The following is a 15,398-nucleotide window of genomic DNA, read 5'->3' as shown; positions in this document are numbered from 1 at the left end:
GCCTTGTCGTGATCGCCTCGACATGACTCGCGCCCGTGCCCATCCGGGTGAAGATGCTCCACCAGTTGTAAACCAGCGCCACGATCCGAGCCATCAACTGGCTTCGCTTCAAGTCCTGGGTTGAGAAGCCCGTCCAGCCCCACTGGTTCTTGAGTTCGTCCAATAGGTTCTCGGCTCCCGCCCGGTCCCGGTACATCGTATCCGTCCGAGCAACCCACCCTCAATCTGGACGGTTGCGTTTGACCCAGGCGGCAGGCGTTCTCTCAGCGACCTCTTTGACTTTGAGATCATTCAACCCTGGCAGAATTTCGGCCAGATAAGCACGGGCGGGCACGCCCATCCTGCGGCAAGACTCGATGACCGATAAGATCGCGGCCACCTTCGGTCCAGCCTTTTCACTGCCGACATGGATCCAGTTCTTACGCCCCAGCGCAATGCCCCGCATCGAGTTCTCCGCGATGTTGTTGGACAACTCTAACTCCGGGTGATCGAGGAAGCAGACTAACTTCGCCCAAAGCGTCAACGTATAAGACACCGCTTTGCCCAACGCACTGGCAGGCAACAGTTCGCGCTGCAGCCTCTTCAACTCCTCGCGCAGACTCCCCAACAACGGCGCTGACCTCTGCTGCCGCAAGCGATGCCGCTCCTCACAACTCAGCTCCCGCGCTTGTGCATCAATCGCGAACAGCTCATTCATCGCCGCCACCAGGCGTGCCGCAACAGCATCCTTCGGACTCAACTTCAAAGCTTCCACAAACTTCCGTCGCGCATGCGCCCAGCAAGCCGCACGCACCATCTTGACCCCGCCCACGCGCTCATAAGCCGCATAACCATCGGTCTGCAAAATCCCCTCAAACTGACTTAGAAACTTCTTCGACCCTCGCGCCCTCGCCCCATCCGGAAGTCGAATACGGTCTCTTCTCCCGGCTTGCCATATTGCCATAAATAAGCCTGATGATTTGATCCCGTTCCATTGCTGACTTGTACATCGACTGGCGTTTCATCCGCCTGAATATAAGTTCCACTGAGTAAGTCGATCCGCATCCTTTCGACAACGGGCAGCAGCATCTCTCCGACCCGCATCACCCAGCCATCCATCGTCGCCCGGCTGATCTCAATCCCGGCTTCGCGCAACAGGATCGCGCTTTGCCGATACAGCGGCAAATGATCACTGTACTTCGAGACGACTGTATCGAGGATCACCCGATCACTCACCAGGCTCTTGTCCAGAATGCGAGCGGGAAGAGAGGACGTCTGTACACTCCCCGCGCAGCGTCCGCAGGCTCGCTTCTCGCGCTTGGTGACCAGCACAAAGTATCGTGCAGGCTCAAGATCCAGCTGTTCGCTTTCGTCGTAGCCAATCACTTTCGTCTCGGCCCCACAGTCCTTGCAGGCACATTCCTCAGGCTTGGCGCTCAGGATCCGTTCGACTCGCGGCAGACTGGCGGGCAGGCTCTGGCGACCGGGATGCGTCCCCGCAGGTCGTGGCTTCTCCACCGGCATCTCGGAGGGCATGGCCTCTCGTGTGGACTCGGCGAGGACCTCCTCCTGGCTCACCCCGGGCTCGCCTTCGAGCAGCAGCAACTGCGCATCGTTCAGCTTCTCGCTGGAGGGGCCATACTTGAGGATCCGCGCCAGTCGCAGCTTCTCTCGCAGCAGCTCGTTCTCGATCGTCAAGCGCTTTAACTCTCGCCTTAAATGGCCGAGATCGATGGCGTCGAGCCCTGCTGTGACTAACTGAGACATGTGTGCGTCTGTAAGTAACAGAATACTGCGGAGCGCTCCTTCTTGTCTTCCTTTTATCGTGTCTTTTTAAGCGACAAATGGCTTGGACAACCAGCCTCGGCGAGTCCTGGATCGGGTGAGGTCGATACCGTTCAGCAACATCGTCAGTTGCTCCTGGCGCATCGTGACACTGGCTCCTGCGGAGGCCTCTGGCCAGTGGAAACGTCCCTTCTCCAGGCGCTTGGCGCACACCCACAGTCCGCTCCCATCCCAGAACAGAATCTTGAGCCGGGTTCGCATCTTGTTGGCAAATAGAAATACATGTCCGCTCAACGGATCACGATCCAACTCGTCCCGCACCAGACCATGGAGCCCCTCGAAGCCTTTGCGCATGTCGGTGGCGCCGGTCGCGACAAAGACCTTCGTAGCAGGCCCCAAGCCGAACACGGATCAACACCGTTCCAGGAGCGTCAGCAGACGTTCGAGACCAGCTTCGTCGAAGTTCGCGGCGATCTCCAATCGGCGGCCCGTCGCCAACACCAGGACGAAGTCGCTTGCGGCTGCCTTGTCCTCGGAGACCACTTCCACCGCGACCAGTTCTTGCTTTGGCTTGGCGCGATCGCGCCGCAGATAATAATCGAGAGTCGTCAGCGGGATCTCATGTTCTCGGCAAAACTCCGCTCGGGACTGGCCACTGTCTCGGTACTTCCGCGCCACACCCAAGCCCGCATATCCTACCTGCCCACTCTTCATTGCTCCAGACAATCACGACGCGAAGCAGGAAGAAAGATGGGCTCGTCTGACGGATACCTTCATCCAGGCGATGCTCGGCCGTGCTGATCTGAAGACGACGCAGATTTACACGCATGTGGCGATCCGTCAGCTTCAGGAAATCCATCGGGCCACGCATCCGGGGCAACGGTCGAAGGATCGGCGACCAACGAATCCGGCCAGCCAGGATGCCGCCGACGTGTTCGCTGCGCTCGACGCCGAAGACGACGAAGACCCGGAAGCTGCTTCCTGACTCATCCACACGATAAAATGGGCCGCAGTGATCCAGGCGGCTAAAGCAACGGCGAAACTTCTTCTTTTAGCCGCCGTCTGCATTCCCGTCTTTGCGAACATCCCACGCACGGCGTTCGTAGTCGAAAAACCGCATCTGGGGTCCGTCAGCTTTGCGCTGGCATCGCACCGGGCCGAGTCCGTAGCTAACGCGTTGATCGCACCGGGGATAGCCAGATGCTTGTGTGACGAAGCCAGAAGATCCCGTAGTACCGGCAAGGAGCGGGATGCCGAAACCGGGTTGGACTTCATGGAGGCTCGTTACTTCAGTGGGGCGCAAGGACGCTTCACAAGTCCTGATGAACCACTGGTCTTCGCCGACTTCGGCAACCCGCAGAGTTGGAATCTCTACAGCTACGGTTTTAACAACCCGCTACTCTACGTCGATCCCGATGGGCATGAACCGTGTGTGAATGGGGTAAATCCGGAGAATGGAAACATCTGTGCCGTTGCGACTGCCACGGCACCGAAGGTTGGAACCAACTCATCGCCGATTGGCCCGTTGATTCTTCCGCTGCTGACTACTACTGTTCAGATTGCTCAAAAGATGCAGGAGTTGGTCCAGCCAGTTGCCGACTGGTTCAGCAGACCAAAGAATCCGATCTGTACCGCTGGCTATACGGGACTAGGAGCCTCCATTGGCTTCTGGGCAGGTGGCGGATTGGGAACCTTGGGCTTGGCGGGTGGACTTGCCGTCACTACCACCATTCCGGGTGGTGCTGCTGGTGGGACCGTTCTCGGCGGAGCGATCGGTGGGTTCGGTGGGTTGATTCTGTGTTCGACAGGTTCGGGCCAAGGAAACGGTGGAAATACTCAGCACGGCGAGGAGCGCATCTCGGGGCGGAACATGTCTCCGGCTGAGATCGCCGAAGCCAAAACAGGCCAAGCCTACACGCAATCTGATGGGGCAACTGCCTATGTGAAGAAACTGGCGTCCGGTCGGTACAACGTCGTGGTTGAGGGTGAGGGTGGAATTGTTACCGTGATGAAAAACAAGACCGCTGGCGAAATTCGGCGACTGGGTCAGAATTACGGGTGGCACTAAGCCATGGCGCTGCATCGATATCAGTGCTGCTTTTGCGGCCTTACTGTCGAATCGAAAGCCCCCGACGTGGGGTCGATTCTCTATACAACGTGTATCGACGGAACACCGGATATGCAGCATGATCAGGAGTTGTATTGCCACACCAAGTGCTTGCTTGATCGGCTGCACCCCTCAGCGAAGCTCTACGCCCTTGATCTACTGGACCTTAGCGCCGAAGAGAGTTCCGGCGAGTCAAGTCCGGAGGGTCGGGAGAACTGAACGTTTGCGTTGCATGGGCGACAGCTATTAGGCTGACCACAGCATCCCGTCGCTGCACTTCGAGCTTCACCGCATAGAAGGCGGCTTGCAGGAGATGGATGGGGCCGTGGTTGGCGTCGATGACGAGCTTGCCGTTGAACCAGTCCAAATTTTCGTGAGCGCCGATCCGAATACAGGGACGATGACAAAACCCGCAGTCCCGGGCAGGAGTATCACCATATGAGCGGGACTAGTCTGTGCTGCTTGGCGATGGAGAACGCCATTGCTGATCCGACCATTCCAGTGGATTTGATCCAGAAATTTCGAGAATACGGAGTCCGAGTACTCGATGGGGGAAGCAGCCATCTTAGAATCGCCTTCTGCCCTTGGTGCTGACAGAAGTTGCCTGATAGCTTGCGTGATGATTGGTTCGACAGTTTGGAACGACTCGGCATAGACCCTTATGGCGATGAAATCCCATTGGAGTTTACCGATGATCGGTGGTATATAGCCAAGTGAGGGTGATTGGCTCTCTGAGATCACGCCACAGCACCACGTCTCTGGACTTCGAGCATGACAGCGTAGAAGGCGGCTTGCAGGAGATGGATGTTGCCTCGGCTGCCAGCGATCACGAGTTTGCCGTTGGACCACTCGGAATTTTCGTGAGCGCCGCTGAGGAGCGCCAGGGCGAACTGTTCGCGCACGGCGTCATCAAAAGTTTGAAGTTCATCATCGGAAAGAGGGCCGAGAACGGCGCTTGGTTCGGCGATGTCCTGGACGAGGAGTTCGTTGGCGAGGTTGGTGAGCAATGAGTCCATGTTGGTTCCTGCTGCTATTTACCATTCCAGGTACGCAAAAGATGTTGGCTTGAGAAGTCGTTCGCTTCGCTCACGACCCTTCGGGATTCTTATGTTAGGTGTCATGCGGTTGGTTTAGAGTCTCTATGCTGGCACGAGTCCTCAAGGAACTCGGCATAGAGACTCGAAAGGACATGCGTACTGGCCCATCGCTCTCCTCTGATCGTCTGAGTGGTCAGAGGTCTCGGCTACTTAACGCTGGTGGTCTCAGCCAGCGGCAGACTTGGGCATCCCGATTGAGCAGCGCCCTGGCTCTTCGTTTGCGTCCCACAGTAGAGCCGTCCTTTGCCCACGCTGCCGTCGATTGCTCCCGGCCGTGGAGGACATGAACCGAAGTCCACGTTGATATGTAGAAGCAGTCATTCTTTGGGCGGTGCTGAGGATGCGTCGCCGTGGACTACCTCACCGAACACTCGTCAGCATGTACGTGAAGGCGGCGCAGATCAAGAAGCAGGGATCGTGCCACATGCTCCGGCACACGATGGCGACGTTGATGCTCGAAGGCGGCGCAGACACACGCTTCATCCAGGCGATGCTCGGTCATGCTGATCTGAAGACGACGCGGATTTACACGCATGTGGCGATCCGCCAGCTTCAGGAAATCGATCGGGCCACGCATCCGGCGCAACGGTCGAAGGATCGGCGACCAACGAATCCGGCCAGCCAGGATGCCGCCGACGTGTTCGCTGCGCTCGACGCCGAAGACGACGAAGACCCGGAAGCTGCTTCCTGACTCATCCACACGATAAAATGGGCCGCGGTGATCCAGGCGGCTAACGCAACGGCGCACGTTCTTCTTTTAGCCGCCGTCTGTCTTCCCGCCTTTGCGAACATCCCACCCACGCCACTCGTAGCCGAAAAACCGCATCTTGGCCTTCAAGCTCTACGCCCAACCTCCCGCCCAGGCCCGACGCTGGCTATCTCCAACACTGCGACCGGGTTCCACGTTTGCTTGTACGATTCCGGCACCAGACCTTGTTGTTCCGGCAAGGAACGGGATGCCGAGACGGGGCTGGATTACTTTGGGGCCAGATATTTGATGGCGGGGCTGGGGCGGTTTGGGAGTCCGGATGCCCAAAGCGCCGGAGCCTCGTTGTTCGATTCTCAGAGTTGGAACGTCTATACGTATGTAAATAGTAGGCCGTTGAACCATGTGGATCCAGATGGAAATGTTCCAATCCCTCTAATTACTGGTGCCTTCGGCGCCGCAGGCAGCGCGCTCGTAGGAGGGGGGACGGAGGCGGTGAAGCAGTATATACGTGATGGGAATATAACGAGTTGGGGAAAAGTAGCTACTGCGGCGGGAGGAGGTGCGCTTGCCGGCGGCTTGGCAGGGGTTACCTTGGGTATTGGGGCCGCGACTGGAACTGCTGCTGTCACCGCTGAAGTAGTGGCCGTAAATACGTCGACAAGTGTCATTGGCGGCTTCGCTCGGCGACGCTTGGACGAGGCATTAGGATATGAGCAGCCAGCCGATAATGTGACGGAACTTAAGAGTATGGGGGCCGACGCCTTCACCGGTGGGTTCCTCTCGTTGCCTGGAGGCAAGCTTGTGGACAAACTGGTTCCGATCCCAAATGTGCAGAGAGAAATTGCCTTGCTTCGGTTCGCTCATCGGCGGTCAATGAGAGCAGCTAGGATACAGGCGGCCAAGATCTATGCCCAATGGAAGGTTGCCGGCAACTCAGCTGCTGGAAGTATCGCTGGTGGCGTTCCTGCCGAGATAAGCAAGTGGATGTGGGCGTGGTGGATTGATCCACAGAAGGAGCCGGAAAAGAAACCAATGGGACGGGTGTGTTATGCCGGGGGCAGTTGTGAGGTATTGCAGTGATAAGTCCTGATCGCGATCCTCGCTTTGAGAAACTGCGGCTTGGGTTGCGACGTTGGCTTTACTGTTCATCGGGTGTATTAGTTGGTGTATTGCTCCTAATGGCAATTACCTGGGGAAAGACGCCGATTATAAGGACTACTAGGGCGCAAAGGATTCCGATCGGAGTGATTGGAGTCATCTCACTCGTCGGAGTTGTATTTACTGGGGTTTTCCTGTTAACCGAGCTTGCCCTCCGGGTTAATGGTAGAGAAAATCAACTGAGTAGCACACCCCATCGCTCTACTTCGATCCGAGAGAGGGATGGGTGACCGTCAGTTCCAGTGCCGGTGTCGTGTCGAACCGCGGGGCCACTCGATAGCGGCACGCTGAACACGACGTATTGTTACGACGGCAAGCTCTGGAACGGATCGGCGTGTACGATGCCTGCGGGACGAACGGATGCGGTCAAGGGGATGAAGACCGGGAGCGGCGGCGCGTGGGGTTCGACGAACTATGCGGCGGTGGATGCGCTGGGACGTGTGAGCTCTCTGAAGCAGACCGTGGCTGGACTTGCCGAGCAGTCGCTGAGCTATGAGTACTCCGCCAGTGGCGCGGTGAAGAGCATTGTGTATCCGAGTGGCCGTCAGGTGAATGTTGCCTATACGGGCGCGGGACGGCCATCGCAGGTGAGCAGTGCAGCCCGGACCTACCTGAGCGGCATGAGCTACGGAGCGAACGGAGCGCTGGTAACCGAGACCTGGAATGGGAGTGGCGCGGAGCGTGTGGAGGAGAAGCGGAGCTACAATCCGCTGGGGCAGATGCTGACGGCCGATTTCCGGAAGAACGCGCAGGAAGCGGGTCGCTTCTGGAAGATGACGAACCAGTTCCCGGAGACAAAGAATGTTGGGAATCTGACGAAGCAGTATGTGGAGACGGGGATCGATACCTTTGGCGTACGCTATGCGTATGACGGGTTGTATCGGTTGATTGGCGCGGCGGAAGACAGCAGCAATGAAGACCCGCTGGGTACGGCGAGTTGTTCGACGGTGGGTGGCCGGTGGTGTGTGCAATATGCCTACGATCAGTTTGGCAATGGCTGGACGCCTTCAAAGTCCGGCTTGGCGCTTGGGTTGGCGCAGGCGACTTCGAATTGGTATTTGCAGAGCGGCGGAGTGGTGAACAATCGCTTGAAGGATGTTGCTTATGATGCAAGCGGCCGGCAGAAGCAGTGGAACGTTGGAGATACGAGTTCGGTTGCGGTCTATGATCCTGAGGGACATATGACGGAGGCGAAGGGAGATTCTGTTGTGACGCCAGGGACGGAGAAGATCTACGGGAGCTATCTCTATAACGGAGATGGGCAGCGTGTGAAGTCTGTGGCGGATGGGAAGACGGTTTGGTATGTGTATGGGCTCGATGGAGGGGTGGCTGCGGAGTTTGCGACTGGCTACACGAATGTGAATGCTGGCAAGACGCTGTATCCGGTGACGGATCATCTGGGGAGTACGCGGGCGTGGTTCGACCAGACGGGGACGGTGACGCAGCGTGTGGATTATGAGCCTTTTGGGGGAGAGATCCAGCGGACTGGAGTTGCCGGGTACTCGGGAGTGGGCGATCCGGCGCAGAAGTTTACCGCCAAGGAACGGGATGCGGAGACGGGGCTCGATTACTTTGGGGCCAGGTACTTGATGGCTGGACAGGGGCGGTTTGGGAGTCCGGATGTGCCGCTGGTGGATCAGCATGTCGAAGACCCGCAAAGCTGGAACCTTTATTCGTACGCTCGTAACAATCCACAACTGTTTGTTGATCCAACCGGACAGCGCATCCAAATACATGGTGATACTGAAGAAGAGCGTCAGAAAGGGCTGGAAGCACTTACGAGTAATCTTCGGAAAGAGGCGAAGTCACGAGTCTCCATTGGCTCAGAGAAGGATAAAAATGGTGTTACTCGCTATTTTGTGAAAATAGGCGGGGACCTTGGAGAATTTATGAATATAGGAGGGAAAGACAGTTTGGAAAACAAGTTTTGTAATATGGTAAACGATGCAAAGGTGACGGAGTTTGCGCTCACTGACAAAGATCTTTCCTCTTATGGGGGCGGAGTGACGGCATTTCCAGGGGAAGCTCTCGCTGGGAATTGGACCAATTCAGAAAATACCAGGATTCTTGTTAATCCGAATCAAATGTCGATAGCCGATAGCCGTCTGCGCAAGACAGTCTTTGGAGTGATGCAATTCGAAGGAAACAAGGAAGGTTGGGAGATTCGACCAATGACGCTCGGCATAGCCACCTGGCACGAGTTTGGTCATGCTTGGGGAAGCATGAATGGAAGGACCGGTTCAAGATCTAACCTTGAGGCTTCCGGTTGGGAAAACTCAGCGCGTGAGAGAACATATGGGCCGCTTGGGCCCAAGAATGCACGTCGTCGGAATCATCCATGAAGAAGTCGGTGTTGAGGCCTGCCGTCGCGTTCTCATTATTGGCCACAGGGATCAGATTCATTTGTTGGGGCTTCTTCCAGTTAGATCAGAGTCGGTGGGCGCTTTGGGGTCTCACCTTTGATCCGGTTTCAATCTGGCTCGCTGATGCCCTGAATTTCATGGTATTCCGCGGTGAAAAGTTGACGCCAACGGCAGTTCAATCGGGTATCTATGATGTCGTGCTAATCGTAGGATTTGGAGTTGAGATACTTCTCTTGTCGGTTCTGCTGTTGTGGGCTTGGGGTAGGCGGCATGGGAATGGTAGAAGTGGAGGAGATCACTAAATCTTGGTTCCGGTTCGAATGCCATGCAAGGAGCGGTTAACGTCGATAAGATGGCTGGTTTGGGTGTCAACGTAATTGCCAACGCAGAGCAGCTACCTTTCAGGTCAGGGGCGTTCAGTAAGGTTCATGCAATCAATCCTCAGTTTAACGTGTCGACTGCGGAGACTGCTCGGGTGCTTCAACCGGGGGGATCGCTGTTTGTAAGAGGTACTCCCAGGAATATTTTCTTCCCTGGTGCTCAAGGTTCATCGCGCCCCTTTGCAACTTTGTCCTCGGGTCCTATGATCCCGGCGCATTAATTTGGGGTACATAGATTTTCTGATGGAAGGCTGTTGTCGACGATGCATTCTATCACGGAAATGTTCAGAAAGAAGTAAAGAATGGAATAAATATGTTTGAGATCAAACAGATGATGGAGTCTTTGATTGACCAACGAGCTGCTGGCGTTGACCCGCGCTCATTCTCTGACCTGTTTGAACGTCTGACTTGGCTGCTGGCAGACAATGGCCATGGCATCCGATCAGTCCTGACGGCATGGCTCGATTCCGATGATCTCTATCGGGTCCAGGTCGTCCTTGGGCTCGAAGAGGCATTCCTCTTCGACCGTCGCGCGATGATGGCTGAAGCATTCAATAAGATCTCGCTGCGCTGGCCGGAAGTGAAGAGCCAATGTGATGAAATTCTGGAGGCGTGGGACAAAAGCGTACCGTCGGATACTTCGGAGCAGTAATCTCGGCTATGGAGTTAGCAAATTAGTTAGCTGATGAATTGAGTTGTATCGGTTGATTGGCGCCGCGGAAGACAGCAGCAATGAAGACCCTCTGGGTACGGCAAGTTGTGCGACGGTGGGTGGCCGGTGGTGCGTGCAGTATGCCTACGATCAGTTTGGCAATGGCTGGACGCCGTCGAAGTCTGGGTTGGCGCTTGGGTTGGCGCAGGCGAGTTCGAATTGGTACTTGCAGAGCAGCGGGGTGGTGAACAACCGCTTGAAGGACGTTGCATATGACTATAGCGGCCGGCAGATCCAGTGGAAGGTCGGGGATGCGAGTTCGGTTGCGGTGTATGATCCTGAGGGGCAGATGACGGAGGCAAAGGGTGACTCTGCTGTGACGCCTGGGACGGAGAAGATTTACGGGAGCTATCTCTATAACGGAGATGGGCAGCGCGTAAAGTCTGTGAAAAGGAGCCCGGAGGGCGACTGGAGAGGCAGCCAACTGCTGTCGCCCTTGCTGGCCGTCTTTGTGTAGCCTTTGCGTTCATCGAGTAAGCCCAGCAAGACCGGTCCGAACCACACTCGTTGGACTCCATCATCGACGGGCTCCACGCCGATTACCTCGTTTGATAGCGCATCTCCCAACCTGCATCGCGCCTGCTTCCACCGGAACTTGCTTGACCTTCCCCCCCCCATTTCCGTACACGGGATCATATAACCGTATCCGTTAGAGCATTCACCCCTCTATCTGGAACTTTACGTTTGACCTCAGACGGCGGGTATTCTGTCGACGACCTCTTTGATTCTGAGAACGTTCCACCCGAGCAGCATTTCAGTCAAAAGGATAATATCGTTCCGATGAACGAAGACTTCTTACATTTCGATTTACAGGCTGAGATCCGAGAGGCGGAGGCGCAAAAGCCCTGGCCGTCCGGCAGGCGATCGAAATTATTGGTCAAGAAGGATGATCTTCGTGTCATCCTCTTCACGATGGAAGCTGGCGCGGCGCTCGAAGAGCACCATGCCAACGGATCGATTACCGTGCAGGTCTGGAGCGGCCAGATTCGCTTTCGCGCGCAGGGAGAAGAGAAGGTTTTGCAAGCCGGGCAGATCCTCGCGCTAAGCCGATCGATCCCGCATTCGGTGCAAGCGATCGACGACTCCTCATTCCTGCTGACCATTGCCTGGCCCGGCGCCTAGCATGGCATGACGACCACCGGCCGGAATCAAAAAGCCCAGCATCGTCCTTTGGACTTGCTGGGCTTTTGATTGCGATGGCAACTCGACTAGTTGCTGACTTGCTCGAAGATCGCGAAGTCGCCCGGATTCCAGGCTTGGGCAATCACGTAGAGCTTGCCGTTGTATTCGCGCATCACGGCGTTATGAACATGGCTGAAGAGCGGCAACCCGAGGTCTTCCTTCGGCATCAGGGTCGAAACGAGCTTGTCGTTCTCAAGGAGATAGATCGGAGCGCCTTTGCTGCGATCCGGTCCATCCAGCGCGCCAACGACGGCATAGTTGTTGAGGTAATAGATGTCGCAGGGAAGGGAGCCGAGCGGCAGTTTTAAGGTCGAAATGTATTGCCCGAAACGGGTATAGCGATCGATCTCGGAATTCGGCCGATCGGCGACATCCAGACGCTTGGTTCCGGGAGGATTCGTGATGCCGTGACCGGTCATCAGTTGTCCGGGTCCCGTGCCTTTGCCGCCGAAGGCCAGATCATTCCAGGACAGCTTGAACGGATTCAGCGTTGCTTTTGCGGTAAGCACATAGTCGAGATTTGAATAGCCGGTGGTGATGTACAGAAGGCCTTCCAGCTGTTCGATGTCGGTGGGGATCAGCCCGCCACGACCGTTGAAGTAGTCGTTGGCGGCGGGATGGCCCATGTCTGTCCCATAGGCGGGTGCGCCGAGCGAGGCGACAAACTTGCCGTCGATGGTGGTGACGAAGATCTTCCCGGCCTCGTTGCCCGGGAAGAGCAGATAGCTATTCCCATCGGGCGCGTGCCAGATATTCGCGTTGTGCATGTTGGTGTCCTTCATCTCTGGAGGAGTGGGCAACATGCGCGTCGACTTCATATCGTTGCTGATCTGGATGATGCCCGCGCCCTTGAGGGCGAAATAGGTCTCTCCCTTGCCAGGACGCAGGTCGACGGCAAAGCCTCCATGAGCCGTCTTCAACACCTGCTGCGCCTCGGGAGGCAACTGCGCCGAGGTCATGATCGTGCGGAAACGGAGCTTGCCGTTCCCGGTGGATGCCGACGACTGCGCGGTCGTGTTCTGAGAAAACCAAGCGACGGCGAGCAGCGACAGGAAGAGGGTGCTAAGAGAGAGGCGCTTCATGCACCGTTTATTGTATGCCCTTTTGCTAGACAGGCAGTCCTTCGACGACATGGACTGGGCTGGGAGTGGGCAGGATGCGGCCGAGTTTGAAACCGCTTGCCGCAAACAGGCTGGCAAACTCTTCGGCTGTTCTCTCCTTGCCGCCCGTCATGGCCATCATATTGATATCCATCAACTTACCCAGGTCTGGTACATTCGCTGCGCCTGCCGTAAACTCCAGCAGCAACACGCGTCCGCTGGCGGGCATTGCACGGCGAATGTTTTTCAGAATCCGGATGCTTCTCTCGTCGTCCCAGTCATGGATGATGTTCTTCGCAATGTAAATGTCGGCCCCGGGTGCGACGGATTCAAAGAAATTGCCTCCCACGGCATGCGCCCGGTCGCTCAGGCCGCTGGCGGCAAAGCGCTCGTTCGCCCCTGTGACGACGGAGTCCAGGTCAAAGACAAAGCCTTTCAGCCTCGGATGGTGCTTGAGAATGGCTTCGATTTGTGCGCCATGTCCTCCGCCGACATCGCAAACGCAGCCATACTGTTCAAACTCGAAGGCTTCGGCAACTAGCGGACCGGACTGTTCGCTGAAATTCGTCATTGCCCGATTGAAAATCGCTGCCCGGGTGGGATTTTTCTGGTAGAACTCCCAGATATCCATGCCCTCGGCAAGGTTGGTGGCGATGCCGCCGTGCTGGACAACGTCCAGCATCTTGTCCCAGGCGCGCCAATGCTCGCCAAACAGCGTCATCCGGAGCATGGACCGCATGCTGCCGGGTGCATTCTCGCGGAGCAGATTACTGGTTGCAGTCAGACTAAAGCGTTGCTCGGGCCATTCGACAAACAGGCCAACGGAGGCCAGCATGCGGAGCACCCGGTAGAGTTCGGATTGACGGGCGCCGCAGGCTGCGGCGAGTTCAGAAACCGGGCGAGGTTCTTCGCCGATCTGGTCGGCGACGCCGAGTTCGGCAACGATGCCGATGCACTTCGAAACCCAGGCTCCGGTCGCCAACTGCATCAAAATTTGCTGGGGCACAGGGGGTTGTACCCCGCCGCCTGTCATTTGTGTCAATTCATCGGTCATAATCATCGCAATGATATACGCGTGGGATCTGCCCCTGCCAGGCGCAGGCTGGAAAAAAAATACAGAGGGCTTCAACTTTCTGCCGGTTGAGCCCGTCTTCAAGAGCGGAGTCAGTATTTGATCTTCCGAGAAGTGGAGGACCGGGATCTTGTTCAAAAGGCGGCAAAAGGGAATGTGGACGCATTCAACCTTCTTGTCTCCCGGCACGAGAAACGTGTGTTCAATTACCTCTTGAGGATTGTGGGCAGTCGCGAAGATGCCTTGGACATCACCCAGGATGTCTTCCTGAAGGCCTACCAGAATCTGACCAAGCTGAGCGATGTGGAGCGGTTTTCTCCTTGGCTGTTTCGCATCGCTCACAACGAAGCGTACTCTTTGCTCCGCCGCAATCGACCCGATACGGCGGAGCTCATTTATGACCCGCCAACGGCCAATGCGCGAGACGGTATGTTCCCCATCGAATCCTCGATTGCGGTAGAGCGTGCCATGGCTCGACTCTCTGCCGACCAGCGGGAAGCCGTTGTTTTGAAGATTTTTCAAGGATTTAAGTTTGAAGAAATGGCGGAGATCCTCGATCTTCCGCTCTCAACCATCAAGTCGCGGCTCTATTCCGCGCTCGACCTGCTGAAGGGTGTTTTGGCACCTGTAAAAGGATGAATATGGCAAATCCTGATCTCGATCTCACTGCTTACGCGCTCGGCGATGCGACTCCGGCCGAGACTGAAGCTGCCTTGGCGGCACTGGCCGCCTCGCCCGAGTTGCGCGATGAGTTCGAGCGGCTCCAGTACACGTTGACAGCTCTCCACGGTGTGCGCGAAGAAGAGATTCCGCGCCGGATTGCCTTTGTTTCCGATCCTGTTTTTGCTGCCAGTTGGTGGCAGCGTCTCTTGCAATCCGGCCCCCGCCTTGGATTTGCGGGCGCCGGGCTCCTGGCCGCTGCGATTACGGCGCACGGTTTTCTCATGCGTCCGGTCCCGACCGTTGTGCAGGCGCCGGCTCCGGTGGTGGCTGCCCTTTCTCAGACCGACATCGACGCCGCCGTTGCCAAAGCGGTGAAAGAGGTGGAAGGCAGACAACAGAAGCAGTTCCAGATGGCCCTTGCCGAGACGGAAAAGCGCCACGCTACGGAACTCCAGATGATGTCGATCGGCTTCCGCGAGAATTTGGATCTGGTCAGAAAGCAAATGAACATGATGTATGTTTCGAGCGCAAAGCTCACTGTTGGTGGAAGCGAGTAGTCTATGAAGCCATTTTTCTCTCTCCTCATCTCTGCAGTTCTCCTTTTCGCTGCCGCAACGGAGCCGGTGGTGAGCCGGGCCATGCTGAGCCCGATTGAAAAGAGAATCGACCAGCGTCTCGAAACACTGTTTGACGAGCCCTTCCTGTTGCTTGGTTTGACGCGGGGGCTATATCTCGACAAGTTTGGCGCGGTGTTCAGCGCGGAATTGCAGTTGATTGCGACTCCCGGTGTTGGCACCTTTGGTTTTACGGCACCCACGCGGGACATGATTGTCTCCACGCGGACGAAGAAACTCGCCCGGCTGCCTTTGTTGAAGGATGCGATGAAGACGCAACTGGCTTCTGCCGCGCTGGCCCTCGACAAGTTGCCCGCCGACGAACGTGTTGTTTTCGGCGTTTCGATCTTCCGCCGCTCGTGGGAAGACTCCAACGGTTTGCCGGCGCAGATTGTGATGCAGGCGGTCCGCAAAGACCTGCTTGCCGCCCGCACGGCTCCGGCCATTGATGCCGCGATCCGCGTTCAGGAATTTTAA

General features: G+C 56.7%; 19 protein-coding genes and 1 pseudogene. 12 read left to right on the top strand and 8 right to left on the bottom strand.

From position 1 onward, the window contains the following. Window positions 1-220: 220 nt before the first annotated feature. The 4 genes from tnpC to tnpA all read right to left on the bottom strand — a co-directional run bounded on the left by tnpC (window position 221) and on the right by tnpA (window position 2,478). Window positions 221-844, bottom strand: coding sequence for an IS66 family transposase (gene tnpC, locus M017_RS30605; RefSeq protein WP_031496156.1), 624 nt, complete (start codon window positions 842-844; stop codon window positions 221-223). Between the two features lie 17 nt (window positions 845-861). Further along, entirely contained in the window at window positions 862-1,746 is an 885-nt protein-coding gene (locus M017_RS30600; protein ID WP_080507499.1) for an IS66 family transposase, read from the bottom strand. Between the two features lie 66 nt (window positions 1,747-1,812). Then, complete coding sequence (gene tnpB, locus M017_RS0104570; protein WP_031496152.1) at window positions 1,813-2,172, bottom strand: IS66 family insertion sequence element accessory protein TnpB; 360 nt, start codon at window positions 2,170-2,172, stop codon at window positions 1,813-1,815. 3 nt (window positions 2,173-2,175) lie between these two features. Further along, window positions 2,176-2,478, bottom strand: a complete 303-nt coding sequence (gene tnpA, locus M017_RS0104565) for an IS66 family insertion sequence element accessory protein TnpA (protein WP_031496151.1) — start codon at window positions 2,476-2,478, stop codon at window positions 2,176-2,178. A gap of 70 nt (window positions 2,479-2,548) precedes the next feature. Here tnpA and M017_RS26290 point away from each other — a divergent pair, with 70 nt between their 5' ends. After that, window positions 2,549-2,749: a hypothetical protein gene (locus M017_RS26290; RefSeq protein ID WP_051669511.1), complete on the top strand. Its 201-nt coding sequence runs from the start codon at window positions 2,549-2,551 to the stop codon at window positions 2,747-2,749. Window positions 2,750-2,776: 27 nt separating this feature from the next. After that, a complete protein-coding gene (locus tag M017_RS0104555; protein ID WP_238325811.1) occupies window positions 2,777-3,832 on the top strand; it encodes an RHS repeat-associated core domain-containing protein in 1,056 nt (351 codons plus the stop codon). A 205-nt stretch (window positions 3,833-4,037) separates the two neighbouring features. Here M017_RS0104555 and M017_RS29635 read toward each other — a convergent pair whose 3' ends face one another. Beyond that, window positions 4,038-4,238, bottom strand: a complete 201-nt coding sequence (locus tag M017_RS29635) for a hypothetical protein (protein ID WP_031496148.1) — start codon at window positions 4,236-4,238, stop codon at window positions 4,038-4,040. A 71-nt stretch (window positions 4,239-4,309) separates the two neighbouring features. On the opposite strand from M017_RS29635, the pseudogene M017_RS30595 reads away from it, so the two are divergent. After that, a pseudogene (locus M017_RS30595) lies at window positions 4,310-4,588 on the top strand (DUF6980 family protein). 20 nt (window positions 4,589-4,608) lie between these two features. On the opposite strand, the gene M017_RS0104545 reads toward M017_RS30595, so the two are convergent. Next, the gene (locus M017_RS0104545) at window positions 4,609-4,887 is read right to left on the bottom strand and encodes a hypothetical protein (protein ID WP_031496146.1); all 279 of its coding nucleotides are present in this window, start codon (window positions 4,885-4,887) and stop codon (window positions 4,609-4,611) included. A gap of 460 nt (window positions 4,888-5,347) precedes the next feature. Between M017_RS0104545 and M017_RS0104540 the strand changes: the two genes are divergently transcribed. The 6 genes from M017_RS0104540 (at window position 5,348) to M017_RS0104510 (ending at window position 11,412) form a co-directional block, all read left to right on the top strand. Further along, window positions 5,348-5,659 carry a tyrosine-type recombinase/integrase gene (locus tag M017_RS0104540; protein WP_031496145.1) on the top strand — a complete coding sequence of 104 codons (312 nt, stop codon included), beginning with the start codon at window positions 5,348-5,350 and terminating at the stop codon, window positions 5,657-5,659. 27 nt (window positions 5,660-5,686) lie between these two features. After that, a complete protein-coding gene (locus M017_RS29880) occupies window positions 5,687-6,757 on the top strand; it encodes an RHS repeat-associated core domain-containing protein (protein ID WP_272945384.1) in 1,071 nt (356 codons plus the stop codon). Window positions 6,758-7,083: 326 nt separating this feature from the next. Beyond that, a complete protein-coding gene (locus M017_RS0104530) occupies window positions 7,084-9,177 on the top strand; it encodes an RHS repeat domain-containing protein (protein WP_155121237.1) in 2,094 nt (697 codons plus the stop codon). Between the two features lie 714 nt (window positions 9,178-9,891). Continuing rightward, window positions 9,892-10,230 carry a hypothetical protein gene (locus tag M017_RS0104520; protein WP_031496139.1) on the top strand — a complete coding sequence of 113 codons (339 nt, stop codon included), beginning with the start codon at window positions 9,892-9,894 and terminating at the stop codon, window positions 10,228-10,230. Window positions 10,231-10,273: 43 nt separating this feature from the next. Then, window positions 10,274-10,747, top strand: a complete 474-nt coding sequence (locus tag M017_RS0104515) for a hypothetical protein (RefSeq protein ID WP_031496138.1) — start codon at window positions 10,274-10,276, stop codon at window positions 10,745-10,747. 323 nt (window positions 10,748-11,070) lie between these two features. Continuing rightward, window positions 11,071-11,412, top strand: coding sequence for a cupin domain-containing protein (locus tag M017_RS0104510; RefSeq protein WP_031496136.1), 342 nt, complete (start codon window positions 11,071-11,073; stop codon window positions 11,410-11,412). A gap of 86 nt (window positions 11,413-11,498) precedes the next feature. Here M017_RS0104510 and M017_RS0104505 read toward each other — a convergent pair whose 3' ends face one another. Both M017_RS0104505 and M017_RS0104500 read right to left on the bottom strand, forming a co-directional pair. Next, window positions 11,499-12,554, bottom strand: coding sequence for an NHL repeat-containing protein (locus tag M017_RS0104505; RefSeq protein WP_031496135.1), 1,056 nt, complete (start codon window positions 12,552-12,554; stop codon window positions 11,499-11,501). Between the two features lie 25 nt (window positions 12,555-12,579). After that, the gene (locus M017_RS0104500; RefSeq protein WP_051669509.1) at window positions 12,580-13,626 is read right to left on the bottom strand and encodes a methyltransferase; all 1,047 of its coding nucleotides are present in this window, start codon (window positions 13,624-13,626) and stop codon (window positions 12,580-12,582) included. Between the two features lie 117 nt (window positions 13,627-13,743). Here M017_RS0104500 and M017_RS0104495 point away from each other — a divergent pair, with 117 nt between their 5' ends. From M017_RS0104495 to M017_RS0104485, 3 genes are read left to right on the top strand one after another with little or no spacing between them, the layout of a single operon-like run. Next, window positions 13,744-14,283 carry an RNA polymerase sigma factor gene (locus M017_RS0104495; RefSeq protein WP_031496132.1) on the top strand — a complete coding sequence of 180 codons (540 nt, stop codon included), beginning with the start codon at window positions 13,744-13,746 and terminating at the stop codon, window positions 14,281-14,283. Window positions 14,284-14,285: 2 nt separating this feature from the next. Continuing rightward, window positions 14,286-14,864, top strand: a complete 579-nt coding sequence (locus tag M017_RS0104490; protein ID WP_035957668.1) for a hypothetical protein — start codon at window positions 14,286-14,288, stop codon at window positions 14,862-14,864. A 3-nt stretch (window positions 14,865-14,867) separates the two neighbouring features. Continuing rightward, the gene (locus tag M017_RS0104485) at window positions 14,868-15,398 is read left to right on the top strand and encodes a hypothetical protein (protein WP_031496129.1); all 531 of its coding nucleotides are present in this window, start codon (window positions 14,868-14,870) and stop codon (window positions 15,396-15,398) included.

It is taken from the genome of Bryobacter aggregatus MPL3 (assembly GCF_000702445.1).
Taxonomy (GTDB): Bacteria; Acidobacteriota; Terriglobia; order Bryobacterales; family Bryobacteraceae; genus Bryobacter; species Bryobacter aggregatus.
This window is presented reverse-complemented; position numbering and strand designations above follow the sequence as displayed.

What these genes read in the sequence shown, in the direction of transcription:
- M017_RS0104505 (WP_031496135.1), bottom strand. Translation starts at nt 12,554, where the DNA reads ATGAAGCGCCTCTCTCTTAGCACCCTCTTCCTGTCGCTGCTCGCCGTC.
- M017_RS26290 (WP_051669511.1), top strand. Translation starts at nt 2,549, where the DNA reads ATGCTCGGCCGTGCTGATCTGAAGACGACGCAGATTTACACGCATGTG.
- M017_RS0104500 (WP_051669509.1), bottom strand. Translation starts at nt 13,626, where the DNA reads ATGACCGATGAATTGACACAAATGACAGGCGGCGGGGTACAACCCCCT.
- tnpA (WP_031496151.1), bottom strand. Translation starts at nt 2,478, where the DNA reads ATGAAGAGTGGGCAGGTAGGATATGCGGGCTTGGGTGTGGCGCGGAAG.
- M017_RS30600 (WP_080507499.1), bottom strand. Translation starts at nt 1,746, where the DNA reads ATGTCTCAGTTAGTCACAGCAGGGCTCGACGCCATCGATCTCGGCCAT.
- M017_RS0104510 (WP_031496136.1), top strand. Translation starts at nt 11,071, where the DNA reads ATGAACGAAGACTTCTTACATTTCGATTTACAGGCTGAGATCCGAGAG.
- M017_RS0104545 (WP_031496146.1), bottom strand. Translation starts at nt 4,887, where the DNA reads ATGGACTCATTGCTCACCAACCTCGCCAACGAACTCCTCGTCCAGGAC.
- M017_RS0104520 (WP_031496139.1), top strand. Translation starts at nt 9,892, where the DNA reads ATGTTTGAGATCAAACAGATGATGGAGTCTTTGATTGACCAACGAGCT.
- M017_RS0104485 (WP_031496129.1), top strand. Translation starts at nt 14,868, where the DNA reads ATGAAGCCATTTTTCTCTCTCCTCATCTCTGCAGTTCTCCTTTTCGCT.
- M017_RS0104540 (WP_031496145.1), top strand. Translation starts at nt 5,348, where the DNA reads ATGTACGTGAAGGCGGCGCAGATCAAGAAGCAGGGATCGTGCCACATG.
- M017_RS0104490 (WP_035957668.1), top strand. Translation starts at nt 14,286, where the DNA reads ATGGCAAATCCTGATCTCGATCTCACTGCTTACGCGCTCGGCGATGCG.